Origin of the sequence: Sphingobium sp. JAI105 (genome assembly GCF_015752145.1) — a bacterium.
In the GTDB taxonomy this organism is placed as follows: domain Bacteria; phylum Pseudomonadota; class Alphaproteobacteria; order Sphingomonadales; family Sphingomonadaceae; genus Sphingobium; species Sphingobium xenophagum.
In genome coordinates this window covers 2314869-2339723 of sequence record NZ_JADOUC010000001.1, presented here as the reverse complement: position 1 = coordinate 2339723, position 24855 = coordinate 2314869, and the positions used below count along the sequence as shown (strand labels likewise).

Genomic DNA, 24855 nt, shown 5'->3' with positions numbered 1-24855 from the left:
AGTGGAGAATGACGAAAAGTCCACGGCCAGCAGCTTTTCGCGGGCCACGTAATCTCGTGCTTTGCTGCGACGGCACCAGCAACGAGCCCGGGCCTGCCGCCACCAATGTCGTGCGGTTGTTCCGTGCCCTCGACAAAGACGACACGCAACTCGTTTATTATGACCCAGGAATCGGCACCACTGGTATCCTCAATTTATGGAAGCGGCGCTCCGACAGGGCCAAAGCGCTTTTGGCTCAAGCGACAGGGCATGGCCTCGACGCCCATGTGACCGACGCTTATCGCTTCCTCTGCGAGCGCTATCTACCTGGCGACCGCATCAGCATCTTCGGGTTCAGCCGAGGCGCATATACAGCGCGCGTGGTAGCCGGGCTGATCCATCTCGTTGGTTTGCTGCGCGCCGAGCAAACCAACATCGCGGAGTTCGCGCTAAAGGCCTACAAGCAGTCGGCAGATGAAGACGACCTAGCGGTAGGTTGGCGTTTTGCCCGATCGCTGGAAACTCGGCGCGCGCCAATTCATTTTCTCGGTCTATGGGATACGGTGGGGTCGATGATCGCGCCGCTCAAGGATCGCATCGGTCTCGGACTTACTCACCTTCCGTACACCCGCGCCAACCCTTCCGTCGCAATCGTACGCCACGCGATGGCAATTGATGAACGACGACGGATGTTTCGTTTGAGCGGGTGGAGGGCTGGCCCTTATGAACCGGACCCATTTGCTTCGTCGACTGTGGCGCAGGATGCGCTGGAGGTCTGGTTTGCCGGTGGGCATGGGGATGTTGGCGGAGGTCATCCGGAGCCGGAAAGCGGCCTTGCCAAGCATTCCCTCTTATGGATGGCTGGCGAAGCGCATTCCGCAGCACTGCGCTTTGACACCGCGACTCTGAACCGCATTTGTCACGGCCAGAGGCGTACGAACGGGGAACTCGTTCACTGCCCGGCCGACGCCATGGGACCGATCCACCAGCAGCCGGCAGGTGGCTGGTGGATTCCTGAATGGATCCCCAAGCGCGCCCGAATGAAGGAATGGCCTGAACGCCGCGACTTGCTGGGCTATTATCTACCTGCGGGAGAGCCGCGTCCGGTGCCCGATGACGCGGTCATCCATCGATCGGTGCAGGTCCGGTGCGATGCGGGCGACTACACGCCGATGAATTTGCCGCCACATGGCAAGTTGCGCGTGGTCGACACCCAAGTCTTGGGCGAGAAAATGTCGTAGCGACGCCGCCTAGCCTCAGGCCGAATACGGCCCGGGCAGCGTCCAGCTCTTTGCAAAAAACCGCTTCATCCCCGCAAAAGGCTGGGATCGTCCCTGTTGGATTCGCAACTCGTTGACGACCTGCTGACGTGTGGCAGGATCAAGGGGCGTGAGCGTCATCGTGCGGAGCAGAGCGAAGGTGCGGTAGTCGTTGTATCGCTGCCGACGCAATTCCTCACGGTTGAGCCCAAGCACTGTCTCGACGGCGCTCAGCGCGCGATCGGCGCGCTCGCCGCCGGCCGATCTCAGCCAGATTTCCTGATTGCCGTCATCCGCTTCGTATCGGAACAATGGCTCGGGGTCCTCCAGATAGGGATGGGGCAAGTCGGCAAGCTCATCGTCCCAGATTGCTTTCAGATGATCATCATCCACCGCCGTCGCATCAAGGATGAGCGCTTCGAGGAGATCATCAAGATCCTGGCCGACAGGAGGTGCGGGCGGCATCGCCGGGGCGCCGGCGAGTGGTCCGCTGATGGGAAAGCGATCTCCCTTGTAGCTTTGATTGCAAATCTGGCAGCTAAACAGATAGTTGTCGAAAGCGAAGGCGAGCCACCAATAGACTGATTTGGGTCGAAAATGCTCCACATCGCCATGGGCGACGATGGCAGTCGAAGCTTCACAATATGCGCATTTGCCACCCGCGTCTTCCTTGAGCCTGCCCTTTGCTGGCTTCCAGGCACTGCCCGAAAACTCCATTTTGCCGGACAGAAGGCCAGCGTAATAGATTTCAGCAAGCTTGCCCGCTGTAACCGTGAGCTTCGGCGGCTGGAAGCTTTTCGGCACATGGGCCGCAGTTCGGCGACGCTTCAGGCGGATCACGGGAGGACTCTAACCGTTTTCTGGATTCGAGGCTTGGGTGATTGCCTCTAGGGCTTCGCGGCCTTCCACTTCCGGGATCATCTTGTCGGCAAGCTTCTCGAGCAGACGATTGGTCCGCTGTAGATAGGGCGGGACGTCACTCCAGTTTGAGGCGACCTTCAGCTCGCGCTCAATCTCTCGCATTCGCGCGGCCTTCTGCGCGGGTCGCCGGCTTGCGGACCCCGCCTGGAGTTGCCGAAGCTCTTCGCGCATGTCTTGCACCTGAGGAGAATCGAGCGACCTCAACCCGAATAGCGGACTTTGAATAAGCTCGGGCAACAGGAGACGGTTTGGAGCGCCTTCATAGGGCTGAATCGTCGCGCCTTCGTCACCGCGCTTGAGGACGAAGAGCTCTCCTTCCCCGGCTTGGTGAACGGTTAGAGGCGAATGCGTCGTTGCGACAATCTGGACGTTGGGCAATGTTTCCTGAAGGAAAGACATCAGCCGACGCTGCCACAAGGGATGGAGGTGAATATCGACCTCGTCGATCAACAGGAGCCCTCGCGCATTGAGCGGTTCCTTGTAGTCGCCGAACGTCTCGGTGATTTGCCACAGCAAATCACCGCACCACGCGGCCATGGCCTGATAGCCGTCTGACAACGCGTTGAGCGGCAGACTTCCATCCTGCGTTTTGAACATGAGTCGACGTCGCTCGCGGTCGATGCCTTCGAACTTCACGTCAGGCAGCAAGGTGTCAAGCGCCTTGCGTACGGCGGAAAGGCCTGAACGCCCGCGCCGATATTCGAGATCCATCGCCCATTGCTCAAGCGAGATCAGGGTGACTTCGGAACTGAACAGCGTGGCGACCGATCGTGCGCGCGGTGATCGAAAGAGCGAGGTCGCCTCACCGAAAGAGTGCCGCGAGCCCTGTGGGCGGCGGGTCACGCCATACCCGACAACAAAATAGTTGCGGTCGGCTTTGGCCACGGCAGCATCGATTTGCTGGAGGTGAGAGCGATTGTGATCGACGAAGTCGAGCGCGCTCATGCCGCGGCGGAGGATCAACGCCGATTGGCGCATCTGGCCTTCGATGTTGGCAAATTCGACCCGGATCTGCGCTTCGTCCCGGCCAAGTTTTATCCAACTATCGGGTTCCCCCACGAGCTCGGAGGCGGCATCGCTTCCCGCCAGGGCGAGCGCCAGACAGCGCAGAATCGAGCTTTTCCCGGTGCCATTCTCGCCGAGGAGGTAGGTCCATTTACGAGCCTTCTGGTCACCACTGACAAAACTCATGTCGAGTTCGCGAATCGAGCGCAAATTGGTGACGGCGAGATGGCGGAGGAACATCGTTCAAGTCTAAACGCAGCGCCCAGGAAACGCTAGAGAGGAGGATTGATAGGTCGCACATGGCCTGGCGCCAATCTGAGCACGCACAGGTACTTCAGAGCGCCAACGACTGGGGCATCACCCTCTTTCAGTCAGCGTCCTCAATCAACGCGTTAGAGCGTGGTCGCCGGCTAAGCGCTGGTTCCAAGCGACAAAGCCAGTTGCCTTGTGCCCGTGTGATGGACACTGCTGTAGAGCTGTTCGATGACGGGCGCGAGCCGAACCACGGCGGCGATTTCGAACTCGGGCGGCGCGGTGATCGGTGATACGGTTGCCGAGTCGATGCTGAGCCAGAGCACGAAGTCAGGCTCACCGACAGATTGGTTTTCCCGGAAAATATCTAAGAGGTCTTCATAATGAGCCGCAATGAGTGAGACGGGTAAGCCAATTTCGTCGGTCGCGCGGCTTAAAACCGCGAGTAGGGCTACCTCCTCGAAGGTCACGATGCCTCGACGCGATGCTCGCGTTTTCAAGCCAGGAATTTCGCGGCGCCAATGGCGCAGGCGTTCCTGCGTCATCCCTGTCAGTTCGAGGATTTGGGCGTGGGTGAAGTTCATTGGCGGCCCATGGAAATGCGGTAGACGGAACTCAGTTGGGGTTGAGCCCGTTTAAACTTGGTGTTAACCCCAAGTTGCGAGATATGCCAGATGGAGGGAGCTATGGCCAACCGTTACGAACGTGCCGAACTTCTGGCGGCTATCTGGAAGCTGGGCGCCCAGGATGAGCGCATGCCCACTTCTCATGGCATTCTCGACCGGGCGCTCAGCGACGAACTGGACAATCTGCCGTCGGCGCTTACCGACGGGCTGACCTTTTCGGTTACCGGCGTCGGTCTGCGCTGTCTGGAGCTGCCGGATATCTTGCTCGCCGCCCAGGAAGCGATGCTGACGAGCGAGCCGAACCCGACCTATCTGTCCACGATCGTTACGCTCGACAATGAGGAAGCGCGCCAAACTGTGCTTTCCTACGACCTGTCGACAGCCGAGGCGGCGGAGATTGGGGGTCGATTGCGCGACGCTGTATTTCGGGCGCACGAGCCGGCCGAGGAGGTTCTGGCGGAGGCCTGATTTTTGGCAGATGTGCCTATTCGAAGCGCACTACGTGACGCATCGCCTTCCCTTGCCGAACAGATCGACAGCCTTTGCGAGGAGTGGCTGGGAACCTTGCGCGCGAGTCTCGACGAGGCCCCACAGCGGTTCCGACCGAAGCAGCTCAACGATCCGATCTGGGGCACGATCGAGCTACATCCGCGCGAGGTGGCGCTTCTCGATTCTCGTATGCTGCAGCGCATGCGCGGCGTGCGCCAGCTCGGACTGGCACAGCTTGTCTTTCCCGGCGCGTCGCATGACAGGCTGGAGCACATCATGGGTGTGGTCGGCGCTGTCGACAGGATGGCGGATGCGTTGGAACGCCAGGTCGCGCGTCGCAATGGCGAGTTCAAGCGAAGCCAGAATGGCGAAATGATTCCCGGAGTGGATGAGGATGAGCGGGCGACGCTGCGCCTCGCCGCGATGTTCCACGACCTTGGCCACGGCCCGTTCAGCCACGCACTCGAACCTGTGCTGGAGTTGACCTCCCCTCTCGATGGTGTCGTGCAGGACGGAGGCGAATGGCGGCGAGAACTGCAGGGTGCAAGCCTTCTCCTGTCGGGCCGCTACAGCCTTAATAGTCGCCCGGCGACGTCGGAAGTGATCGCGGTCATGATCGTAACGTCCGAGCCGGTTACGGAGCTACTGCGTTCTGGCGCCTTTCGGCTCGGGAACCTGGATGCAGTCCAGGTGCAGGAACGCATTATCGCCTGCATCATCGGAGGTGTTGCCGGACCGGGCGTCACTCATCTCTCGACTGTTATTTCGGGCCAAGTGGACGCCGACCGGCTCGATTTTCTGCAGCGTGACGCGCACCATTCGGGCCTAGAAATTGGCTTCGATACCGAGCGCCTCTTGTCGAAGCTCGAGATCCTACAGATTCGGGACAGCAACCTGGAGAGCGCCGACGATTCCATGCGGAAGCGTATTGCGGCGGCGAAAAACAATGTCGTCCATCAGGTGGGGATCGCGGCATCCGGCTATGGTTCGTTCGAGCAAATGCTGATCGGGCGAACATTCCTCTATGATCGTCTGTATCATCATCACAAAGTCAGGGCCGCCGAAGCGATGGCGCAGCGCATGCTGCTGGTCGCGGAACGCGACCGCGGTCGGCGGTTCGATCTCGCCGAGATATTTCTGTCGGTCGGAGATGATACATTCCTTCGGCTCGTTGCCGGCGAGGTCACCCATCCCAAGCTAAATCTTTCCTCAGCACCGGCTTCGGCTCTTGCGAAAGGCATCCTCGAGCGCGACTTGCTGCATCGTGCGTTCGCATTCCGCGGTCGATTTATCGCCGCACCGCCAGGTTTGGGAGCGGAGAATGCCGACGCCAACCGGCACGCGCAGTGGAAAGAAGTAGTAAAGCGGCTCGACGGCCTGCACGCACGCTATGAACTCGGCGCGGAAATCTACGCGCTCGCCCGCGATATCACGGAAGTCTTGTCATCCGCCGACATCGACCGTGCCGAGATGGAGGTGATGGCGCGGGCTTTGGAAGAGACCGGACCGGAGCAGATCATCGTGGATCTGCCCGGGCGCAAAGCGGGGGCAATCCGGATCCTCGCGCGCTATCCTGATGGTTCGCTCAAGCTGCCGGAATTTTCCTTCAATCCTCAGAAATGGGCCGACGCCTACGATCTGCAAAAGCGGACGGGGTATGTATTCTGCGCCAGAGCGGTGCTCCCAATCGTCGCGCTTGCGAGCCGCATCGCCTTTTTGAGGCACTTTGGCATCGTCATGGCCAAGGATGCAGATGCCTATATCAAGGCAGGACAAACGATCGATGCTGCCTGGCTGAACGGGCTGATTGCCGCCGGTCTCATCGACGCCGATACATCCGCGCTGCTGACTTCGGATCGACATTCGCTCCTGCGCGTCCGAGCGGAGGATCTCGCCGTGCCTGATACGTGGCTGGCTGAAGACCCGGATTTCGCATCTCGAATGGCTGGCCAACTGAACCGCCATCTCAAAGGTGGCCTCATGGCCGCCGGCCGTGACGCGCTTACCAAGACGCTGGAGTCCCTCTGGCGTTTTGTCGATGGATGGTATGCTGGCCCACGCACAACATCGGAATTGGCCAATGAGGCCGAACTGCAAAAATTGCTCGCAGAACATCTGCGGGTTACTTTGCAGGTCGATGAAGGGACCGAAGTCGCCGGGGGCGAGCTCGATTTGCTCGTTGAACGGCAGGTCCTAATCGAAAACAAGTATCATGGCACGGCGGCAAATCCCGACAAGGTCGGCAAGGGGGCCGGGGCTCAAGGGCGGCGATATGGCCTGGCACTCTCGTCGCAACTGGTGGTCGTGGCGGCGGCCAGACGCATGACGGTCAAGGGACCGGTGCCGGCGAAAACGAAAGCTGTCATTGTGAAGGCAATTTCAGATGACAATGACAATCGCGTGGAGATCCGCATCGACCTCCCCTTCGGTGCGAAGCTGCCGTCTCAGGAGCAAGGCTAAGATCTCAAACGTTGGATCGTCGGACGGGCTTTCCGCAGCGTGTCACAACTTCACTCTTTGGCCAAGGCCCATGGTAGGCCCGCCAACAGTCATGCCGACAGGGCCGTAAGGCTCTGACAAAAAAGTAAAGACTGGCGCCGACCAGGCGATTCGAACAGCCGACCCCAAGCTTGACAAGTTTGAGTCAAATCTCTGCTTTCGGGAGCTAAGAGGTACGGTGCATATATCTGTCTCGACGGCGCGAAGCCGCCGATCAGCCTCTCACCAGTTCGATGCCCGCTTTTCCCACTTCATCCCCGATTCCGGACAGTCCCCAGTGTCCCCAACCGCCGACTTAAAGTCCCAACCCCCGGCCGCGCCCGAACGACCGTAAGCGCCGACGGAAGGCGGCCTTGTTGCCGGCACCGGAATAGGAAAGCTCGCGGCCTTTGAGGAGGCGTGAGCATGGACATCGAGCAGTCAAATGAGATGGGGTGGTTGCCGCCCTCCCCAGACGGCATTGAGATGTGCCAGGATAGTGGAATTAGGACCACTGAGCGGAAAGGACGGCAATCGTGTCAAAGGATACAATGATCGGCGTGGACTTGGCAAAGTCCGTGTTTCAGCTTCATGCAGCGTCAATGACAGGCCAGCCCAAGTTTCGGAAAAAGATTCCGCGTTCAGCCTTCGCCGCATTTATGGCAGCGCAACCGACGGCGGTGATCGTGATGGAAGCATGTGGCAGTGCGCATTATTGGGCCCGGGAAATGATCCGGCTTGGCCACGAGGTCAAACTTATCGCACCGCACTATGTTAAGCCGTTCGTGAAGCGCCAGAAAAATGATGCCGCTGACGCTGAAGCCATCGTGATTGCGGCTCAACGACCGGAGATGCGTTTTGTTGACCCGAAGTCGGAAGAGCAGCAAGGCAGGGCGATTCTGTTTCGCGGAAGAGAACGGCTGGTTCATCAACGCACGGAACTGGTCAATGCTTTAAGGGCGGCGCTCTACGAATATGGTCATGTAGTCCCCCAAGGCATAAATCAGCTCTGCCGGATTGCGGACATTCTTGATGAGCTTAACAGCGATTTGGACTTGTAACGGTTTTGCGCCGGTCACCTATCTCATTACGCCACCTTGGCCTCAAAGGCGAGCGGACTGATGCCACCCAGATATGAATGGCGCCGCCGGGAATTGTAGAAGCCGTTGATGTACTGGAATATGGCAGCTTCAGCTTGCCGCCGGTTTGGCCAGCGCTGCCGCCAGATGAGTTCCGCCTTCAGTGATTTGAAGAAGGTCTCGACCGCAGAGTTGTCGTAACAATTGCCCTTGCCACTCATCGATGGACGCAGGCCATAGGCCTGCAGCTTCTTTTGATAGGCGTAGGAGCAATATTGACTGCCGCGATCGGAGTGGAAAATGCAGCCCTCGGGCGGCTGACGCAACCGCACCGCCATATCCAGCGCCCGGATCGCCAGGTCCTTTTTCATCCTGTCGCTGACCGCCCAGCCAACGACACGACGACTGTGCAGATCGAGGATGACGGCAAGATAGAGCCAGCCCTCCTGTGTCCAGACATAGGTGATGTCGCCCGCCCACTTGCGGTTGGGGGCATCGGCGGCGAAATCTCCATCCAACCAGTTCGCCGCTACGCCCAGGCGATGGTGGCTGTCCGTCGTAACCTTGTGCTTGCGCGTGCGGACCGGCTTGATCCCGTTGATCCGCATGAGGCGGCCGACCCGGCGCTCACCAACGTCGAGCCCGGCTTCCTTCAACTCCATCGTCATTCTCGGACGGCCGTAGCTGCCAAGGCTCAGGCTATATTGTTCCCGGATATGGGCCAGCACCCTCATGTCCGTCCGCTCCCGATGGCTGATGGGACGCGAACGCCAGGAACGATAGCCGCGCTCGCTCACCTGCAGGACACGGCACATCAACTCCACCGGCCAGCGATGCCGCCAGCTGTGCACAAAGGCGAACCTCACGGCCTTTGGCTCGCGAAGAACTGCGTGGCCTTTTTTAGGATTTCCCTCTCCTCCCGGAGCACACGGTTCTCAAGGCGAAGCCGTTCATTCTCTCGCGCCAGATCTGCCTGCGGCGCTGCCACCAGGTCAGACGGACGATAATGCGACACCCATTTGTTCAGCGTCGACTTGCCGACCCCCAAATCCGACGCGACCCGTTCGCGCGGCAACCCGCTGGTCAGCGCAATGCGTACCGCCTCCTGTTTGAACTCTTCACTATGCTTGATCATATCGTCGGTCTCCTTGAATGAGCCTTAAACTCTCAAGTGACCGGCACAAAACCGTTACAAGTCCACTACAGCCAGCGGCCGCGCCCGATTGGGGCGCGGCCGCGATTTTGAGGCTGCAAGAATGGCCGGGACCGCTCACGCGGCCCCGGCCCAATGCCGCTATTCGGCTGCGACGGCGTAAGACGCTTCGCCGTCCTCCGCTCGGGTATCGGGGGCCTCCGCATCGGACGGCTGCTCCACGGTCCCAACATCATCGGCCTCGACGGTGGCGGGCTGATCCGCCTCCGGTTCCGGCGTCCGCAGGATCGCGGGCAACCAGCCGGTCCCGGCGAGAAGCTGCTCGGCGGCTTGCGCCATATCCGGCTTCTTCATGTCCGCGATACGGCGGGCGGCGTCCTCCGACACGCCTTCGGTCACGGCCTCGACGATATGCGCCTTGGTGACGCGGCCAAGGTAGCTGTCCACGGTGGGCGTCCAGTCCTTCGCCACGTCCAGCGCCAGCGCAGTCGCCAGCCTGTCCGCCGTTTGCAGCGAGCGGGGCTTGCGGTCCCACGGCAGACGCAGGGCGTTGACGGTGCGGGACGTGCAATGCGCCAGCAGCGCCAGCCGCTGCTCATCGTCCAGCCCGACGATGAAGCCCCACAGGTCCGCCACGTCGCGCGGCATCTGCTCGGCCCACGCCTCACATGCCTCGTTCGCCTTAGCGGTCAGCGGGGTGTCCTCGATCCCGTCCGCATGGCTGCCTAGCTGCGTCACGGTCGGACGAACCTCAAGGCAACCGGCCTCGGTGTAGCTGTAGAACAACTGCGCCGTGAGCGTGTGGGTCAAGGTGATCAGCGCCAGATCGGGCCGCTCGCCAAGCGCCACGCGCAAGGCCAACGTCCGATAAGCGGACAGGTCGCGGGTGAGGCTGTCGGAAATCGGCTTGCCCGGTTCCTCGTCCTCTTCCTCGATCTCCTGCACGTCCTCGTCGCCGCCCTCGGCCTGCTCGCCCTCCACGGCCTCCGGGTAGATGGTTTCGCCCTCATCCTCGGGCTGCGGATCGGCCAGCGCCTCGTCCTCGGCCCGGACGAAACCGCGCTCTATCCTGACTGTGCCGTCATGGTGAAGCACGACGAACGCGCCGCCATGCGCGATCACATTGGCATCGTAGGCGTAACGCTTGGCCGAAATGGCGTCGATCTCGTCGGATACCACCTCTAGCTTCACCGCCACGTCCTCGGGCATCTCGTCATAGGACGAATAGCCCTCGGTCAGCTCGTCATGCTCGGTGGACAGCGCTTCCAACCGGGTCTCGTCCTCGTCTGACAGGGCGATGGTCTGCGGATAGAAGCGCCGCATCCCGTGGGCGTGGGGGTAGTCGATATGAGCCTCGGCCCATTTCCAACCCTCGGCCTGCACGGTCCCGGCGATCTCGCGCAGCTTCTCGATGGCGAGCATGTCGAGCAAACCCGCATCCTCGAAGAACCCGCCCCGGTCCTCGCTGAACAGGTCACGGATGATGGTGCCGCCCGCCTCGATATAGGAGTCGGCCCCGACGAACACCGCGCGCCGGTCGGCGGCAGGCACGTTGGCGGCGGTCATGTCGCGCCGGATGATCCACGGCTCGCGATTATGATGCAGGTTCTCGAACACCTGCTCCTGCCGGGCGTGGTCCTCGGTGATGGCGAAGGCCATAAGCTGGTCCAAGGTCAGGCCATCCTCGCGATAGACCTGCAACAGCTTCGGACTGACGGCGCCCAAGCGAAGCCGCTGCTTCACCACGCCAGCCGACACGCCGAACCGCGCGCCGATCTCCTCCGCGCCCCAGCCCTTGCCGTCCGCAAGCTCGCGGAACCGCTCGAACTGGTCGGCGGGGTGCATCGGGGTCCGGGTGACATTCTCGTCAAGGCTGATCTCGGCCGGATCGTTCTGCGTATCCAGCCAGCAGCGCACGGGCTCGGACTTTCTGATCTGCTTGCGCTTGGCGCGCAGCAGCATCGCCAGCCTGCGGCCCTCGCCAGCGGTGACGAGGTAATAGCCGGTCGGCGTCCCGTCCTCCTTGACCTCCGGCTCCACGACAAGGTTCTGGATCAGCCCCTTATGCTGGATCGAAGCGGCCAGCGCCTCGATAGCGGCTTCCCCATGCGACACCTTGCGGGCGTTGCGCGGGGACTTCTTGAGCTTGGCGAGCGGCACGAAAATCTCGACGCCCGAGACAGCGTCGGCGGCTACGGTTTCGGTAACAGCGTTCATCACACTTCTCCTTCAAACCGCACTCACCCCGGAATGGGGTGGGCGGCGACGGAGCGGACCGGCAGGCCCGCCGGCCGAGCCGGGCAGCACCCGCAGGGCCGGAACGCAGAGGAGGTAAGCGCGCCTGCGCGCGTTGCGGCCCGGCGCGGCGGGCCTAAAGGGAAGCGTCGCCCACCCCCACGACAGGGAGAGCTACAAGCGACGCGATCGGGCCGGCAAACGCCCTGGCCCGATCTCCGCAGTTAAGGGAAAACGCAAATCCGCGGGCGCGGATTTACGACACAACGTGACACGTCGAGCGGGGCGTTGCGGGGCAGGCTGTGCCAAAACTTGTCAGGATATGGGCGCGGATATAGTGGGCACAGCGTCAGCGGGTGCGCGCCGCAGGATATTCTCGCCCGAATTACCTGGTGCGTCCCGAAGGCGTCCACGGCGTGGAGGATGGTTGGCGGCCTGGCCACCACGGATCGCCACGAGTTGCCTACTTAGCGGTTCATCCGTTCCCGACACAGCGACAGCTCTATAACCAAGCCCTCTGGCAACCACTCCTTAGAGAGTTCGCCGCCCAGTTGGCTGGTCACCGTCAGCCGCGCGAGTTGGCTACCGAAACCTTCGTTCGTCGGTTCGTGGCGAATGAGAGGACCGCCGCTTTCTGACCATCGAATGTGGAACAGGTCCTCGTCCTCGGAGCAGTCCACTTCGATCTGACCCGCAGCTGTGGAGAGCGCGCCATATTTCGCGGCATTGGTCGCAAACTCATGCAGCAGCAGTGCAAGGCCGGTCATCGCGCGACCCGAGATTGGCAGGTCAGGACCGGTGATAGTAATCCGGGCGGCCCCTTCACCTGCGGGATCCGCGTAAGGTGCAGAGATAGCGCCGATCAATGCGTGAAGAGTGGTCGCGCGGTCGGCCGTCTTGTCGGCATCTGAGATCGTCGATAGGGTCAGAGCGTGCGCGCGCGCCAGAGCGGACAACCGCTCCTGCACCGCAGAAGCCAATTCGCGGGCCGTGCCAGTGGAACGGGCGCTTAGCGCCACGACGCTGCTGGCGACGGAGAAAAGATTCTTGACCCGGTGATCCATCTCTCTGAGCAGCAATTGTTGCTGCTCCTGAGCCTGTCGGCGCTCGGTAATGTCGCGCGCCACCTTCGATGCGCCCACGATCTGGCCGACGACGTTGCGGATCGGTGAGATGGTGAGGCTGATCTCGACGAGGCTTCCATCCTTTCGGCGGCGAATAGTGTCGAAATGCTCAACGCGCTCGCCGGCGCGGATGCGACGCAGGATTTCAGGCTCCTCGTCGAGCCGATCGGCGGGGATGAGCAGGGTGACGGGCTTGCCGATAGCCTCGTCGGCCGTATAGCCGAACAGTCGTTGGGCGCCAGCGTTCCAGCTGGTGATGACGCCATCAAGATCTTTAGCGACGATGGCGTCCTCGGCGGATTCGACGATCGCACTCAGCTGTTGGGCCGCTCGTTCGGTATCCCGGCGATCGGTTGTGTCGACCAGCATGTTGACGGCGCCGACAACGCGGCCGGACGCGTCACGCAGGGGCGTCGGGTAGGGCATGAAGGGGACCCGGGTTCCGTCGGGGCGCTCGGCGATGGCCTCAATGCCTCGAACAGGGCGGCCCTCTCTAAGGGTCACAGCCATGGGACATTCATCGTGGGGGAGCGGGCTGCCATCGGGCCAGAAGAGCCTCCAGGATCCACACCATTGAGCCTCTCCCAGTTGCGGCCGATGTCCCCATAAGGCAGCAGCAGCATCGTTATAGTAGGTAATACGGCCGGCGGCGTCGGTGACGTAAATGGCCGCTGCCAGGGCGTCCAAGATCTCCCGTTCGTTGAGCTCATCGCCGATCAAATGTTTTCCCACATATTGGCTGGCGAAGAGGTCGGTGCCCTGCTGATTGCTCACACCATCCCTGACCGGCTATTCCAAGGCGCCGCCGATCCGTGTCGGCCATTTAATATTGGACTCAATTGTCTGGAAAGTCGATGCGCCAGAGGCATCCCTCCACTCCAGCGCCTCAGTCCGAACTTGGACACCTTGGGCAGTGCCGGCCGCGGAGCTGAGTGATTTCCACATCCCGCCAGTAACTCAGCCAGAGGCAAGCTGTACGCAACCCCTAGAGAGGTAACCGCTGATTGACATTGTGAGCTCGCGGAATAATACTTCGCTATATGGCGAAGCATTATTCCGCAAGCATGGATCGCACCTTCTGGGCCCTGGCCGACTCGACTCGGCGCGGCGTCCTGCAGCGTCTGATCGACGAACCCGGCCTGTCTGTCAGCGCCCTCGCCGAGTCGTTTTCTCTGAAATTGCCCGGCATGACCAAGCACCTCGATGTCCTGTCAGACGCAGGGCTGATTACCCGGATCAAGACCGGCCGGACCGTGGCGGTGACCCTCTCGCCGGCGCCGATGCAAGAGGCGATGGCTTGGCTCAACCGCTACGAACGCTTCTGGTCGGTTAGCCTCGATCGGCTGACTGCGCTCGTTGAGCAGGATGGCGAGCCATGACCGACCGCTTGCCGAGCCTTACCTTAGTCCGCCGGATCAAGGCCCCGCCCGCCAAGGTCTGGGCGGCGATCACCCAGCCAGACCTGATGCTGCAATGGTGGGGTCCCGACGCAGGGCCAACCCTCAGCGTGGAGGCGGACGTTTGTCCGGGCGGCCGGTTCAGTGTGGTGTTCCGATTGCTGAACGGTGACGAGCACAATCCGACCGGCGTCTATCGCGAGGTGGCGCCCGAGAAGAAGCTGGTCTTCACATGGGACGTGCCCGGAGCGCCAGAACCGGAATCGCTGGTGACCTTCCGCCTGGAACCGTTCGACGGCGGAACCGAGCTCACCCTCACCCATGAGCGCCTGCCTGACGAGGCGGCCCGCGCCAGCCATGAGCACGGCTGGAACGGACTTCTCGATAAGCTTCCCGTCTTCCTTGGAGTTGCCCAATGAACGAGCTGATCCTCACCACATATGACTGGGTTCCCGAGCCGCCGCGCGGCCTTGTTCGTGACCTGCGCGTGCGCTGGGCGCTGGAAGAGGCGGGGCTGCCTTACCGGGTGGAGAGCACGCCGTTTCGCGACCGACGCGCCGAGCATTTCGCCGCGCAGCCTTTCGGCCAGGTTCCGTGGCTGACCGATGGAGACCTCACCATCTTCGAAAGCGGCGCGATCTTGCTGCATCTTGCTGAGAAGAGCCCGGCGCTGATGCCTACCGATCCACGTGGCCGGGCCGAAGTGATCGAGTGGGTCATCGCAGCACTCAACTCAGTCGACTTGCCGAGCCAGCCATGGGCGCTGTTCCGTTTCATGGGCTATCCTGGCGAATCGCCCGAGGCCAAGTTCGTAGAGGACTTCCTGAAGGCCAGGCTCGAGCGGATGGAGGCGGTGTTGGCCGGCCGCGAGTGGCTGGTGGCCGATCGATTTACCGTTGCCGACTTGCTGATGGCGGACGTGTTGCGGCAGGTGGATAAGTTTGATGGCCTTGCGACGTACCCGGCCTGCCACGCTTATCTCGCGCGCATGACGGTGCGACCGGCCTTCCTGAAGGCGTACGACGACCAGATGACTCACTTTGCTGCCGGTGATGTGGCTTAATGCTTGCGCCACCAAAACGGCAATACGGCAAGCCCAAAGCCGTTGTCACGTCGTGACGATGGATGCTGTGGAATACGGCGAGACCGTTTCCCATCCCAGCGTCGAATAGAGGGCTCGGCCGTCTTCCGTGGCGACGAGCAATTCAGGCACGCTGGGATGTGATCTGCCCCCACCGAGTGGACCGGTTGGTTTGTTAGTGGATTAAAGCCGCTGCCGCCATATCCGGGTGGAGGTGGAGCGTAGCGGAACCGGAGGCCGGATATGGCGGTGTCGCCGTTTCCGGTGCCGGTGGTCGGTAGCCCAGGCTGCTATGAGGGCGGACGGTGTTGTAATGCCGCCGCCAAGCTTCGATCAGCACCTTAGCCTCGGCGAGGCTGTAGAAGATCTCGCCATTGAGCAGTTCATCGCGAAGCGAGCCGTTGAAGCTTTCGTTATAGCCATTCTCCCATGGTGATCCCGGTGCGATGTAGAGCGTCTTCACGCCGACTTGCCCCAGCCATTTCTGGACGGCGCTAGCGATAAATTCGCTGCCATTGTCGGATCGGATATTCGCTGGCGGGCCACGCGTGACGAACAGGTCGGCCAAGGCGGCCAGCACGTCTTCGTGGCGGAGCTGCCGTGCGACGATGAGCGCCAGGCATTCCCTGCTGGCCTCGTCGATGATGGTCAGGATGCGGAACTTGCGGCCGTCATGCGTACGCCCCTCGACGAAGTCGTAGGCCCAGACATGCCCCGGATACTCGGGCCGCAGGCGGATACATGATCCATCGTTGAGCCACAGGCGTCCCCGCTTGGGCTGGCGCGGCGGAACCTTCAGTCCCTCAAGCCGCCAGATACGCTCAACTCGTTTATGGTTCACTTTCCATCCCGCATGGCACAGCAGTGCCGTCACCCGGCGGTAGCCATAACGACCATATTGCTTCGCCAAGGCGATGATGTCCTCGGTCAACGCCTGTTCGTCATCCGCCCCGCGCGGCACCTTGCGCTGTGTCGATCGATGCTGCCCCAGCACCCGGCATATCCGTCGCTCGGACACCTGGACGGGCAGATCTCGTCGTACCTGATCGATGCAGCGCCGCCGCCGCGCGGGGCTCAGAAGTTTCCCTTCGCAGCCTCCTGCAAGATCAGCTTATCCAGCGTCAGGTCCGAGATCGCACGGCGAAGCCGCTGGTTCTCCTTCTCCAGATCTTTCAGCCGCCGCGCTTGGTCGGTCTTCAAACCGCCATACTCCTTGCGCCAACGATAATATGTCTGCTCGCTGACCGCGATCCGCCGGCATGCCTCGGCCGTCGAGGCCCCCTGCGCCAGCACAATCTCAACTTCACGCAACTTGCCGATGATCTCTTCCGGCTTGTGCTTCTTGCTTGGCATCTGTCGTCCCTTTCGTGGTCCAGACTATCATAGTCTCTGGGCCACTCAGCGGGGGGCAGATCACCTGCCGGTCCTCGATTTTGGGGATGCACAGCATAAGGAGACTTTCTCATGACCATGGTTCAGCCCATTGCCCTGGCATCGGATCGCGTGATGGCAGCCTTAAAGTCCGGCCTCGAACTGGAATTCGGGCGCGGAGCAGGCGAGGCTTTGGCCGCAAGGTTCCTGGAGGCCGAAGAAACAGATATTCGCTGGGATGCACGGGCGAGCGAACGCTGGGTCGGCGCCTATCTCGCCCAGCAGGAGGATCTGGAACTCGACCAGATCGTCGCCACCGGCTTTCTGGATGGGTACTGGTTCGTAGGGACCTTCATCGTCGATGGCGACGGCAATGCCCATGGCATGCTGTGCTGCCGGACCTTCGCTTGCGGCGAGGCGGCATCCCAGGCCTTCGCGCAGATGCGATGAGGGGTCATTTTCGCCGGGACGCGCGCCAGGCGTCCCGGCTCTGCCTTTGTGCCAATACGGAAAGGCACATGTGCGGATATACATATGTACGCAAAGTCGCATCCGCCCAAAGCTGTAATGCCCAAAATCAACCTGGCCGAGCCGTCCGACGATCGGCACTGGCGCGGTCTGCGCCCTGCCAAAGGATCAGATCAGCCGCCGTGCGACCGGCCGCAACGTCGCGCAGGCAGGTGTGCCATCCGCGCCGGTGCCGTTCACGCTTGTTTCGAGAATGCGCCCCTCGCGCGCGGCCCGGTCGAGCAAATCTGGGTCTATGTCGTGGATGTCGATCTTCATCCGCCGCGACCAGGGCGATGCGGCGTCACCCGCCGACTGCCCGATGCGAATATAAACGAAGCGGCGGGCCGGGCCTTCGCGACGGACCTGTTCGCCGAAGAATTTAGGCCCGGGGGCTATGCGAACGGAAAAATCGAAAGCCAACGGTTCGCCGGTTTGCGAATATCGGGGATCAAGGACAGCCTCGTTACCGGCCTGCAGGCTGTGCATCACGCCGATCACGGGCCGGTCGATGACGATCCGCATGCGGACGTCGGTCTGATCCAGGCGGGCCATTATATTCTTATAACGACAGTTGAGGCCGGGCTCAATTGCAAGGCTAGCCTTGGCCATGGCGATCCCCCCTCATGCGTGATTTTCAGGTAATGAACCGCAGATTTTCACGGCATCGGATGAAGCGCCTTCAATCCGGCAACAGCGAGCAGATCGCCACGCACTGCCCTTTCCCGTCAACGCCCCACCCACACGGCCTGCGTTCGATGGCCCTATATGACCGGGGACAGCTGCGCCTCGACCGGCTGGGTCGCAACCGGGCGGGCACGGCTATTGTCCGCCGTCGGCCATGCCGACTTTGCATCGCGAAGCAAAATAGCCGCGCCCGCCCGGTCCTTCGCTTACGCTGCGGCCTTGCAGGTGCGCCGCCGGTCGCCCCGGTCCCGTGATGCCCATCGAGGCCGCGATAGGCGCGGGCTCGAAGACAGGAGTGAACATCATGGCAATCATCGGCACCTTCACCAAGAGCTCGGACGGCTTCACCGGCACGATCAAGTCGCTGACCCTCAACGTCAAGACCAGCATCCGCCCAAGCGCCAAGGACAATGACAAAGCACCCGACTTCCGCCTTTTCGCCGGCGCAGTCGAATTCGGCGCCGCCTGGGCGAAGACCTCGGCTGCAGGCACAGACTATATGAGCTGCAAGCTCGACGATCCCAGCTTCCCGGCGCCGATCTACGCAAGCCTGGTCGCCGCCGATGACGGCGAGAGCTACACGCTCATCTGGTCGCGCTGACGACCCGGCACCCCGCTCGCGCGGGGTGCCGATCGATCGGCACCTGCGGACAAGCCTGTCCCCCTTGGCGGACAGGCTTGTCCGCAAGCAAGGTCTTCCGCCCGGCCCGCCAGCCGCCAGCCTTTCCTGGCGAAGGGAGCCGGGCGGATGGCCAAGGTCGAAGCGAGAAGCGGGCAGGACCGGAACGACTATGCGCAACGCTTCCTGTCACGAGCGCCCGCCTATCGCCTCGGCCATGCCGCCCTCAATGCGACCACCCCTTCCCAAGCAAAGGAGGACTTTGCCCGGTCATGGGGCCTTCGCTTTCCCCATCGATCCTGACCGTTCACCGCGCGATGATCCCGCGCTGTGGGATCCGGCGGTAGCCGCTTGCGTCGTGATCATCGACCCGGGGCCTGATTTCCCGGCTCCGCATGCGCTGCCTGGCCTCCGGCAGCTTGGGCAAGCCGACGACGGCACCCATGCCGTCCTGTTTGCAGGCGGACGCACGATCCGCCTGTGGCTGCGCGGCCCCCGGCGCGGTCTGCAGCGTGAACCCCGCACGGCCTTCCATCTGCCGGACGATCCCCTGTTCGACGGTCGGCTGCGCGCCACAGCGCATGCCCGCCTCTGGCTTGGGGGAACAGGCGGATCGGGCACGCCGCAAAGCGATCTGTCACCCTTCCAGGCCGCGCGCTTCGACCTGATGCTCCGCCTGCTCGATGCGCATGACGCGGGCGCCACGCTGCGGGCGTTGGCCTATCTGGCCTATCCGGCAATGCCGGACCTGTCGGCCGCGCTATGGAAGGCTTCGAGCGAGCGCCGCGGCACCCATCGCCTGCTCACCCAAGCCCTGCGCCTGCGCGATGGCGGCTATCGCGACCTGCTCCAGGCGGGCTGAACCTGCCCATCCCGCGCCCAAAGCCTGCTGCGCCACCTGGCACGCGAAGACATGCCCCCCGGACAGCCCCAGCGAGAGTTCCCAACAAACAGGCCCGGACCACAAGCAAAGGGGTGACAATTTTCGCCCGCGCTTTTGCCACTCCGCGCGGGCCTCCACTGTTCGCCATTCTCGCCAGCGACACCCCAGGGCTGGCCAGCCATGCCAGCCCCGACGCTGGAGACCGATATGGAACGCGACTTTGCAGTCGTCACGCCGCGCTATTTGCGGACCCCCGACGCCGCGCTGCATCTGGGCCTTTCGCCCCGCACGCTGGAAAAGCATCGCTGCTTTGGCACCGGCCCCGTCTTTCGGAAGCTCGGCGGACGCATCGTCTATGCGCTGGTCGATCTCGAAGCCTGGGCCGAAATCGGCACGCGCCGCTCGACCTCCGATCCGGGACGCGGCACCGTGCATCCCGCCAAGCGGATCGACCCCGGCGCGCCGGTGCGGCGCTAGCATGATGTCCGCTTCGCCCGACCGGACTCAGGACCGGCAACTCGATCTGTTTCGCGCGGTCCGCGGCGACATCGCGCCGCGCGACGCGCAGGACCTCATGTCCTGGCCCTTTTTCAGTCTCGCCAAGTCCAAGCGCATCGCGCCCATCCATTTCAAAATGGGCGATGTCGCGATCGCGGTGGAAGCCACCCATGAGCATGGCATGGCGACGATCTGGGACGCCGATATCCTCATCTGGGCCGCCAGCCAGATCGTCGAGGCCCGCGATAGGGGACGCCCGACCTCCCGGCTGATGACGACCAAGCCGCATGAACTGCTCCATTTCATCGGTCGGGGCACCGGCGGCGACCATTATGACCGGCTGAAGGCCGCGCTCGATCGGTTACAGTCGACCACGGTCGCGACCTCGATCCGGCAAGCCCATCAGCGCCGCCACCATCGCTTCTCCTGGATCAACGAATGGAAGGAGCGGCTCGACGAAACCGGCCGCCCGCTCGGCATCGAGATGATCCTGCCCGATTGGTTCTATGCGGGCGTCCTCGATTCCGGGCTCATCCTCACCATTGACCGCGCCTATTTCGCGCTGACCGGCGGCATGGAACGCTGGCTCTATCGGCTGGTCCGCAAGCATGGCGGCCGACAGGTCAATGGCTGGAGTTTCGAGGTGGGCCATCTCCACCTCAAGTCCGGCATGCTGATCCCAAGACGGCGCTTCCTCTTCAAGTTGCGCGGCATCGTGCATGCGCAATCCCTGCCCGGCTATGTGCTCGCGCTCCAGACGATTGCCGACAAGGAGATGCTGAACTTTCGTCCACTGCCGGACGATCCCTTCAACCTGGCCCTGCGCCGGGTGCGCCATGGCCGGGGGCAAAAGCGATGAAAAAACTCGGCCTATCGGGAACACCGAAACTCGGCCTATCGGGAACGCAAAGTTCGGCCTATCGGGAACGCATTCTGCCCGAAAACCCGCAGAAATGCGCGGTTTTTTGGCTCCTTAACAATGCTAATAGAAAATCCTACGGATTCTTTCTAACCTGGGCTGCGCCCGCGAGCGCGGATGCGACGCGCAAATCGCTACGTGCGACGCAGCGCAGGACGGCGACGAGGCCACGCGCCACAGGCGCAGCGAGGCGAAGGCCATGATCGTCGCCCTGCTCAACCAGAAGGGCGGCGTCGGCAAAACGACGCTTGCCCTCCATCTTGCCGGACATTGGTCGCATGAGGGCGCACGCGTCTGCCTGATCGATGCCGATCCGCAAGGCTCGGCCCTGGACTGGTCGGAGCAGCGCGCCCAGTCGGGGCTGCCCCGTCTGTTCGGCGTCATCGGCCTTTCCCGCGAGACGCTGCACCTGGAGGCACGGGTGCAGGCTGCCAGCGTGGATCATGTCGTCATCGATGGCCCCCCGCGCGTTGCCGGGCTGATGCGCTCGGCGCTGATCGCCGCCGACCTGGCGCTCATCCCGGTGCAACCATCGGCGCTCGACGGATGGGCATCGGCCGAGATCGTGGCGCTGGTGCGCGAGGCCCGCAGCTTCCATCCCACGCTCGAAGCCCGCTTCGTTCTCAACCGCTGCGACCCTCGCACGCGGATTGCTCGCAGCACGCGAGCCGGGCTTGTCGACCAGCAGCCATCTTTGCTCGGACCCGGCATTGCCCAGCGCATCCTTTTTGCCGAGGTGATGGCGCAAGGGCGTCTGGTGTTCGAAAGCGACCCCGACGGCCCCGCTGCGCGCGAGATTGCTGCCCTCACTTCTGCAATCGGGACTTTGGCCCGATGAAGAAGATGCCGACAGAGGCGGGCTTCGCAACCCGGCCAGGTGCCGCCGAGCGCTGGATTCGCCGACCGGCGCCCAACGCACCCGCCGCCGCCGTCCCGTTCAGCGCCCGGCTCACGATCGATGTGACGCCTGCGATGCGCCAGCGCCTCAAACTCGCTGCGGTCACGCGCGGCACCACCGTCGCCGACCTCATGCGTGCGCTCATCGACGCGCATTTTCCTGACACAGTTAAGGAGCCGACATGACGCGCCATGCCTGCCGCGACGAGCGCGACGGGCGCCATAGCGCCGACAGCCACACCCATATCGAACTGATCTGGATCGAAGGCCGGCTCGAACATTGGCTGCGCTTCGGCCTGCCTGTCGGCGAACGCATCGTCAGTCGCCGCACGCGCGTCCTGCACTTTCCACCCGACGCGCTGTTCGCGCTCATCCGCTGGGCCGCCAACGATCATGGTACTGTCAAATCGCGCATCGACATCGTGCGCACGATATGGCCGGGTGAAGCCTATACGACGTTGCCGTTCGTCCGCCCCGGCGGTGAAATCCTGCTCAGCATCGAAGGCTGGCCGCGGGTCGAGAAGGTGCTGGGCGCGATCGATATGGTCGAAGCGGCAGGGGTGGATCCCACCCGGGCCGCGCCCGACCACTGGCGTCATGTGCATAGCCGTGTCGCTGCGGGCATGGATCCGCGCAGCTATACAGCAGCGCGCCATCATGCGTTCGAACTGCGCCGGGATATCGAACAATGACCCGGCGGGGCTATGTCTTCGTCACTATCGTGGCGGCGCAGGTGACGGCATTGCTGGCCTGCATCGACCCGGCGCCGCGTCTGGTCTGGAACGCGACGGCCAGCGCCCCGATCGGCCTCTATGCGGTGTCGCCAGGTGCCTCGCCCATCGTCGGCGATCTGGCGCTGGTGATGCCCGACGCGCGTCTGGCCCATTGGCTGGCGCGTCGTCACGCCCTTCCGCTCGGCGTCCCGCTCATCAAACATGTCGCGGCCACCGCAGGGCAGACGGTCTGCCGCTCGGGTGTGACCATCTTAATCGATGGCAGGCCTGTCGCCAGGGCGCGGGCCCACGATACGGCAGGCCGTCCGTTACCCGTCTGGGCGGGATGTCGCAGGCTTGGGTCGGGCGAGATCATGCTCCTCAACGCGGCAGTCGAGGACAGTTTCGACGGACGCTATTTCGGACCGCTGTCGGCGGAAGGCTTGATCGGCACCGTGCGGCCGATGCTGACGCGCGCGGACAGCGGCGCGCCCTTTGTCTGGCATGGGTGGAGGCCATGAAGGGGAGGCTTCAGGGCAGTATGGCTGTCATCCTCGCGATCATGATCGTGCCACAGACGTGCATCGGATCGGCAGCGATCGCGCAGACCGCGGCATCAGATGACGCGGCTTCGACGGCCCAGCCCTATGCCGTGCCCGTTGCAGAAGCGGCGCAGCAATTTGCTATCCCGGCGCACTGGATTCGGGCGGTGATGGACCAGGAGAGTGGCGGCAATCCGCGCGCGCTCTCGCGCGCCGGCGCCATGGGCCTCATGCAGATCATGCCCGCGACATGGGACATGCTGGCCGCGCGCCATCGCTTGGGCTCTGATCCCTATGACCCGCGCGACAATATCATGGCGGGCGCAGCCTATCTGCGCGAGATGCATGATCGCTACGGCATGGCAGGAATGCTCGCGGCCTATAATGCAGGGCCGGGTCGTTACGAAGACTATCTGCGTTCGGGCAGGCCGCTACCGGCTGAAACGCGCGCCTATCTCGCGCGACTGCTGCCGCGCATCGGCATTGGTGCGCCGAGGGAAGCGGGCTCCCTTTTTCTAACGCCGAGCCCTCGCTGGACGCAAGCCGCGCTCTTTCCCCAACGGTCGGTGCCGGCGGAGATGGGTGCACACCCAGCGCCGTCCGGGCCACAGGATCGGACCGACGATGCAGGGCATCGGCGCGACGCCACCACAGCCTCTTCGCTTTTCATTGCGCGAACCGGAGTAAGGCCATGAGGGGTTTTTGGGGATTGCCGCTGTATTTGGGCGAGACTTGGCAGGTGCCGGGATGACCCAGATGCATGTCCTTGAGCTACGTGAACCTTGCGATGCAGGTGACATCGGCGCGACCCTTCCGTTGGTGAAACGGAAGCGAAGGAGTCGCGCCATGGAGTACTTTGCCGGGTTGGATGTGTCGATCGAGGAGACCGCGATCTGCGTGGTTGGCGACGATGGAAAAGTGGTGCTGGAAACGGCGGTGGCGACGGAGCCAGCGCTGATCGGCAAGGCGCTTGAACGCTATGTCGGTCGCCTACGCAGGGTTGGCCATGAAGCGGGATCGCTCTCGCCCTGGCTGCACGCTGGACTGCTGGAGATCGGCGTCCCCGCTGTGTGCCTCGAAACCCGTCATGTCCGCGCGGCCCTCTCCGCCCAGCGCAACAAGACCGACGCCGCCGATGCCCTCGGCATCGCGCACATCATGCGTACCGGCTGGTTCCGCCAGGCACTTATCAAGACAGAGAGCTGCTACCGGATCCGGCTGCTCCTGGTTCAGCGCCGCAATCTCAAACGCAAGTTCCTCGATCTGGAAAATGCGATCCGACATTCCCTCAAAGTGTTCGGCATACGGCTGGGCAAGGTCAGCCGGGGCGGCATGGAGAAGGCGGTGCGTGAGGCGGTCGCTGGCGACGCAATGACCGCCGGACTGATGGACTGCATGCTGCGTGCCCGTGCGGCACTGTGGGCCGAGTATCTCGTACTCAACAAGCTCGCAGTCCAGCTGGCGATGCGTGACGAGCTGTGCCGACGCTTCATGGCGATCCCCGGCGTCGGACCTGTCACCGCGCTCAGCTTCAGCAGCGCAATCGACGATCCGTCACGCTTCCGCCGCTCACGCGATGTTGCCGCCTACTTCGGCCTCACATCAAAGCGATGGCAGTCGGGCACGTCGATCGACGTGAAAGGGCGGATCAGCAAGGCAGGCGATCCCGATGTCCGCCGGACACTCTACGAAGCGGCATCGGCCATGCTCACCCGGTTCAAGGGACGCGACACGATCAAGAGCTGGGGCCTGCATCTGGCGAAGACCAAATGCCATGCCAAGGCGCGCGTCGCGGTCGCCCGCAAGCTCGCCGTCACCATGCATGCCATGTGGCGCGACGGCACTTTCTACGTCGGCGATCCCGATACGGCCGAACAGGAGATCGCCGCCCGCAATGCAGCCAAGGTGCAGCGCCTCGCCGCTGCCAGATCATGACGGGGAACCCACGGGCATCGTCATGGTGACGGCCCACAGCGCTTAAGGAGGTCCGCGTAAGCGGCAGAGGAATGGTACAGACCAGGAAAACGGGAAGCACGATATCTCGCCTGTGGCCAGCATTGCTGGACCACGCTCGAATGCCTGTGATGCTGCCCCGTAAATCCGATAGCGACATGTGCCGCGACGGTTCGAACGCTGCTTGC

At 62.8% G+C, this 24855-nt stretch carries 27 protein-coding genes; 19 read left to right on the top strand and 8 right to left on the bottom strand.

Translation table 11 applies throughout. The features are described 5' to 3' along the window. The first annotated feature begins 8 nt into the window (after positions 1-8). Positions 9-1220: a DUF2235 domain-containing protein gene (locus IWY39_RS11205; RefSeq protein WP_196871503.1), complete on the top strand. Its 1212-nt coding sequence runs from the start codon at positions 9-11 to the stop codon at positions 1218-1220. Positions 1221-1235: 15 nt separating this feature from the next. Here IWY39_RS11205 and IWY39_RS11200 read toward each other — a convergent pair whose 3' ends face one another. The 3 genes from IWY39_RS11200 to IWY39_RS11190 all read right to left on the bottom strand — a co-directional run bounded on the left by IWY39_RS11200 (position 1236) and on the right by IWY39_RS11190 (position 4000). Further along, entirely contained in the window at positions 1236-2078 is an 843-nt protein-coding gene (locus IWY39_RS11200; protein WP_196871502.1) for a hypothetical protein, read from the bottom strand. 9 nt (positions 2079-2087) lie between these two features. Further along, entirely contained in the window at positions 2088-3404 is a 1317-nt protein-coding gene (locus IWY39_RS11195; protein ID WP_196871501.1) for an AAA family ATPase, read from the bottom strand. Between the two features lie 170 nt (positions 3405-3574). Beyond that, positions 3575-4000 (bottom strand): hypothetical protein, encoded by a 426-nt coding sequence (locus IWY39_RS11190; RefSeq protein WP_196871500.1) that lies wholly within the window; start codon positions 3998-4000, stop codon positions 3575-3577. 102 nt (positions 4001-4102) lie between these two features. Here IWY39_RS11190 and IWY39_RS11185 point away from each other — a divergent pair, with 102 nt between their 5' ends. The 3 genes from IWY39_RS11185 to IWY39_RS11175 all read left to right on the top strand — a co-directional run bounded on the left by IWY39_RS11185 (position 4103) and on the right by IWY39_RS11175 (position 8070). Beyond that, positions 4103-4510, top strand: coding sequence for a hypothetical protein (locus IWY39_RS11185; protein ID WP_196871499.1), 408 nt, complete (start codon positions 4103-4105; stop codon positions 4508-4510). Positions 4511-4522: 12 nt separating this feature from the next. Then, positions 4523-6991 (top strand): HD domain-containing protein, encoded by a 2469-nt coding sequence (locus IWY39_RS11180; RefSeq protein ID WP_331274483.1) that lies wholly within the window; start codon positions 4523-4525, stop codon positions 6989-6991. A 569-nt stretch (positions 6992-7560) separates the two neighbouring features. Beyond that, complete coding sequence (locus tag IWY39_RS11175; protein ID WP_196871497.1) at positions 7561-8070, top strand: IS110 family transposase; 510 nt, start codon at positions 7561-7563, stop codon at positions 8068-8070. 26 nt (positions 8071-8096) lie between these two features. Here the strand turns inward: IWY39_RS11175 and IWY39_RS11170 are convergent. From IWY39_RS11170 to IWY39_RS11160, 3 genes are all read right to left on the bottom strand, one after another. Next, positions 8097-9223 (bottom strand): IS3 family transposase gene (locus IWY39_RS11170; protein WP_196871496.1). Its coding sequence is split into 2 segments (ribosomal slippage): positions 8097-8992 and positions 8992-9223, totalling 1128 coding nucleotides; the frame shifts between segments, so codons are not numbered across the junction. A gap of 159 nt (positions 9224-9382) precedes the next feature. Beyond that, entirely contained in the window at positions 9383-11458 is a 2076-nt protein-coding gene (locus IWY39_RS11165) for a ParB/RepB/Spo0J family partition protein (RefSeq protein WP_196871495.1), read from the bottom strand. Between the two features lie 485 nt (positions 11459-11943). Then, on the bottom strand, positions 11944-13374 hold the full coding sequence (locus IWY39_RS11160; RefSeq protein WP_331274475.1) for a PAS domain S-box protein: 1431 nt from the start codon (positions 13372-13374) through the stop codon (positions 11944-11946). 266 nt (positions 13375-13640) lie between these two features. Between IWY39_RS11160 and IWY39_RS11155 the strand changes: the two genes are divergently transcribed. From IWY39_RS11155 to IWY39_RS11145, 3 genes are read left to right on the top strand one after another with little or no spacing between them, the layout of a single operon-like run. Next, positions 13641-13979: an ArsR/SmtB family transcription factor gene (locus IWY39_RS11155; protein ID WP_196871494.1), complete on the top strand. Its 339-nt coding sequence runs from the start codon at positions 13641-13643 to the stop codon at positions 13977-13979. Beyond that, on the top strand, positions 13976-14416 hold the full coding sequence (locus IWY39_RS11150) for an SRPBCC family protein (RefSeq protein ID WP_196871493.1): 441 nt from the start codon (positions 13976-13978) through the stop codon (positions 14414-14416). Before IWY39_RS11155 ends, IWY39_RS11150 begins: the two co-directional genes overlap by 4 nt. Next, positions 14413-15060, top strand: coding sequence for a glutathione S-transferase family protein (locus tag IWY39_RS11145; protein ID WP_196871492.1), 648 nt, complete (start codon positions 14413-14415; stop codon positions 15058-15060). The genes IWY39_RS11150 and IWY39_RS11145 overlap by 4 nt, the downstream gene beginning before the upstream one ends. A gap of 193 nt (positions 15061-15253) precedes the next feature. On the opposite strand, the gene IWY39_RS11140 is transcribed toward IWY39_RS11145, so the two are convergent. Then, positions 15254-16431, bottom strand: a protein-coding gene (locus IWY39_RS11140) for an IS3 family transposase (protein WP_196871491.1) whose coding sequence is annotated in 2 segments (ribosomal slippage) — positions 15254-16167 and positions 16167-16431 — 1179 coding nt in all. Because the reading frame shifts where the segments join, the coding sequence is not laid out codon by codon here. A 111-nt stretch (positions 16432-16542) separates the two neighbouring features. Between IWY39_RS11140 and IWY39_RS11135 the strand changes: the two genes are divergently transcribed. Then, a complete protein-coding gene (locus tag IWY39_RS11135; protein ID WP_196871490.1) occupies positions 16543-16899 on the top strand; it encodes a hypothetical protein in 357 nt (118 codons plus the stop codon). Between the two features lie 186 nt (positions 16900-17085). On the opposite strand, the gene IWY39_RS11130 is transcribed toward IWY39_RS11135, so the two are convergent. Continuing rightward, positions 17086-17511 carry a DUF5990 family protein gene (locus IWY39_RS11130; protein ID WP_196871489.1) on the bottom strand — a complete coding sequence of 142 codons (426 nt, stop codon included), beginning with the start codon at positions 17509-17511 and terminating at the stop codon, positions 17086-17088. Between the two features lie 436 nt (positions 17512-17947). On the opposite strand from IWY39_RS11130, the gene IWY39_RS11125 reads away from it, so the two are divergent. From IWY39_RS11125 to IWY39_RS11080, 11 genes are all read left to right on the top strand, one after another. After that, positions 17948-18244, top strand: coding sequence for a DUF736 domain-containing protein (locus IWY39_RS11125; protein WP_196871488.1), 297 nt, complete (start codon positions 17948-17950; stop codon positions 18242-18244). Positions 18245-18391: 147 nt separating this feature from the next. Further along, positions 18392-18565, top strand: a complete 174-nt coding sequence (locus tag IWY39_RS24595) for a transcriptional regulator domain-containing protein (RefSeq protein ID WP_443019982.1) — start codon at positions 18392-18394, stop codon at positions 18563-18565. Beyond that, on the top strand, positions 18525-19124 hold the full coding sequence (locus IWY39_RS11120; RefSeq protein ID WP_196871487.1) for a DUF2285 domain-containing protein: 600 nt from the start codon (positions 18525-18527) through the stop codon (positions 19122-19124). Before IWY39_RS24595 ends, IWY39_RS11120 begins: the two co-directional genes overlap by 41 nt. A gap of 228 nt (positions 19125-19352) precedes the next feature. Further along, the gene (locus IWY39_RS11115) at positions 19353-19622 is read left to right on the top strand and encodes a helix-turn-helix transcriptional regulator (RefSeq protein ID WP_037480698.1); all 270 of its coding nucleotides are present in this window, start codon (positions 19353-19355) and stop codon (positions 19620-19622) included. 1 nt (position 19623) lies between these two features. Then, complete coding sequence (locus IWY39_RS11110; protein WP_196871486.1) at positions 19624-20502, top strand: replication initiator protein A; 879 nt, start codon at positions 19624-19626, stop codon at positions 20500-20502. Between the two features lie 259 nt (positions 20503-20761). Beyond that, positions 20762-21400, top strand: a complete 639-nt coding sequence (gene parA, locus IWY39_RS11105) for a ParA family partition ATPase (protein WP_196871485.1) — start codon at positions 20762-20764, stop codon at positions 21398-21400. Beyond that, a complete protein-coding gene (locus tag IWY39_RS11100; protein WP_196871484.1) occupies positions 21397-21645 on the top strand; it encodes a ribbon-helix-helix protein in 249 nt (82 codons plus the stop codon). The genes parA and IWY39_RS11100 overlap by 4 nt, the downstream gene beginning before the upstream one ends. Continuing rightward, positions 21642-22151, top strand: coding sequence for a DUF2840 domain-containing protein (locus IWY39_RS11095; protein WP_196871483.1), 510 nt, complete (start codon positions 21642-21644; stop codon positions 22149-22151). Before IWY39_RS11100 ends, IWY39_RS11095 begins: the two co-directional genes overlap by 4 nt. Next, on the top strand, positions 22148-22693 hold the full coding sequence (locus IWY39_RS11090; RefSeq protein ID WP_196871482.1) for a S26 family signal peptidase: 546 nt from the start codon (positions 22148-22150) through the stop codon (positions 22691-22693). The genes IWY39_RS11095 and IWY39_RS11090 overlap by 4 nt, the downstream gene beginning before the upstream one ends. A 20-nt stretch (positions 22694-22713) precedes the next feature. After that, complete coding sequence (locus IWY39_RS11085) at positions 22714-23409, top strand: lytic transglycosylase domain-containing protein (RefSeq protein ID WP_196871481.1); 696 nt, start codon at positions 22714-22716, stop codon at positions 23407-23409. Between the two features lie 151 nt (positions 23410-23560). Next, positions 23561-24649: an IS110 family transposase gene (locus IWY39_RS11080; RefSeq protein ID WP_231377514.1), complete on the top strand. Its 1089-nt coding sequence runs from the start codon at positions 23561-23563 to the stop codon at positions 24647-24649. Positions 24650-24855: the final 206 nt, after the last annotated feature.

Coding starts and splice junctions, on each gene's coding strand:
- IWY39_RS11130 (WP_196871489.1), bottom strand. CDS start 17,511: ATGGCCCGCCTGGATCAGACCGACGTCCGCATGCGGATCGTCATCGAC.
- IWY39_RS11150 (WP_196871493.1), top strand. CDS start 13,976: ATGACCGACCGCTTGCCGAGCCTTACCTTAGTCCGCCGGATCAAGGCC.
- IWY39_RS11090 (WP_196871482.1), top strand. CDS start 22,148: ATGACCCGGCGGGGCTATGTCTTCGTCACTATCGTGGCGGCGCAGGTG.
- IWY39_RS11155 (WP_196871494.1), top strand. CDS start 13,641: ATGGCGAAGCATTATTCCGCAAGCATGGATCGCACCTTCTGGGCCCTG.
- IWY39_RS11085 (WP_196871481.1), top strand. CDS start 22,714: ATGGCTGTCATCCTCGCGATCATGATCGTGCCACAGACGTGCATCGGA.
- IWY39_RS11125 (WP_196871488.1), top strand. CDS start 17,948: ATGGCAATCATCGGCACCTTCACCAAGAGCTCGGACGGCTTCACCGGC.
- IWY39_RS11110 (WP_196871486.1), top strand. CDS start 19,624: ATGATGTCCGCTTCGCCCGACCGGACTCAGGACCGGCAACTCGATCTG.
- IWY39_RS11145 (WP_196871492.1), top strand. CDS start 14,413: ATGAACGAGCTGATCCTCACCACATATGACTGGGTTCCCGAGCCGCCG.
- IWY39_RS11205 (WP_196871503.1), top strand. CDS start 9: ATGACGAAAAGTCCACGGCCAGCAGCTTTTCGCGGGCCACGTAATCTC.
- parA (WP_196871485.1), top strand. CDS start 20,762: ATGATCGTCGCCCTGCTCAACCAGAAGGGCGGCGTCGGCAAAACGACG.
- IWY39_RS11165 (WP_196871495.1), bottom strand. CDS start 11,458: ATGAACGCTGTTACCGAAACCGTAGCCGCCGACGCTGTCTCGGGCGTC.
- IWY39_RS11115 (WP_037480698.1), top strand. CDS start 19,353: ATGGAACGCGACTTTGCAGTCGTCACGCCGCGCTATTTGCGGACCCCC.
- IWY39_RS11135 (WP_196871490.1), top strand. CDS start 16,543: ATGACCATGGTTCAGCCCATTGCCCTGGCATCGGATCGCGTGATGGCA.
- IWY39_RS11195 (WP_196871501.1), bottom strand. CDS start 3,404: ATGTTCCTCCGCCATCTCGCCGTCACCAATTTGCGCTCGATTCGCGAA.
- IWY39_RS11095 (WP_196871483.1), top strand. CDS start 21,642: ATGACGCGCCATGCCTGCCGCGACGAGCGCGACGGGCGCCATAGCGCC.
- IWY39_RS11100 (WP_196871484.1), top strand. CDS start 21,397: ATGAAGAAGATGCCGACAGAGGCGGGCTTCGCAACCCGGCCAGGTGCC.
- IWY39_RS11175 (WP_196871497.1), top strand. CDS start 7,561: ATGATCGGCGTGGACTTGGCAAAGTCCGTGTTTCAGCTTCATGCAGCG.
- IWY39_RS11080 (WP_231377514.1), top strand. CDS start 23,561: ATGGAGTACTTTGCCGGGTTGGATGTGTCGATCGAGGAGACCGCGATC.
- IWY39_RS11185 (WP_196871499.1), top strand. CDS start 4,103: ATGGCCAACCGTTACGAACGTGCCGAACTTCTGGCGGCTATCTGGAAG.
- IWY39_RS24595 (WP_443019982.1), top strand. CDS start 18,392: ATGGCCAAGGTCGAAGCGAGAAGCGGGCAGGACCGGAACGACTATGCG.
- IWY39_RS11190 (WP_196871500.1), bottom strand. CDS start 4,000: ATGAACTTCACCCACGCCCAAATCCTCGAACTGACAGGGATGACGCAG.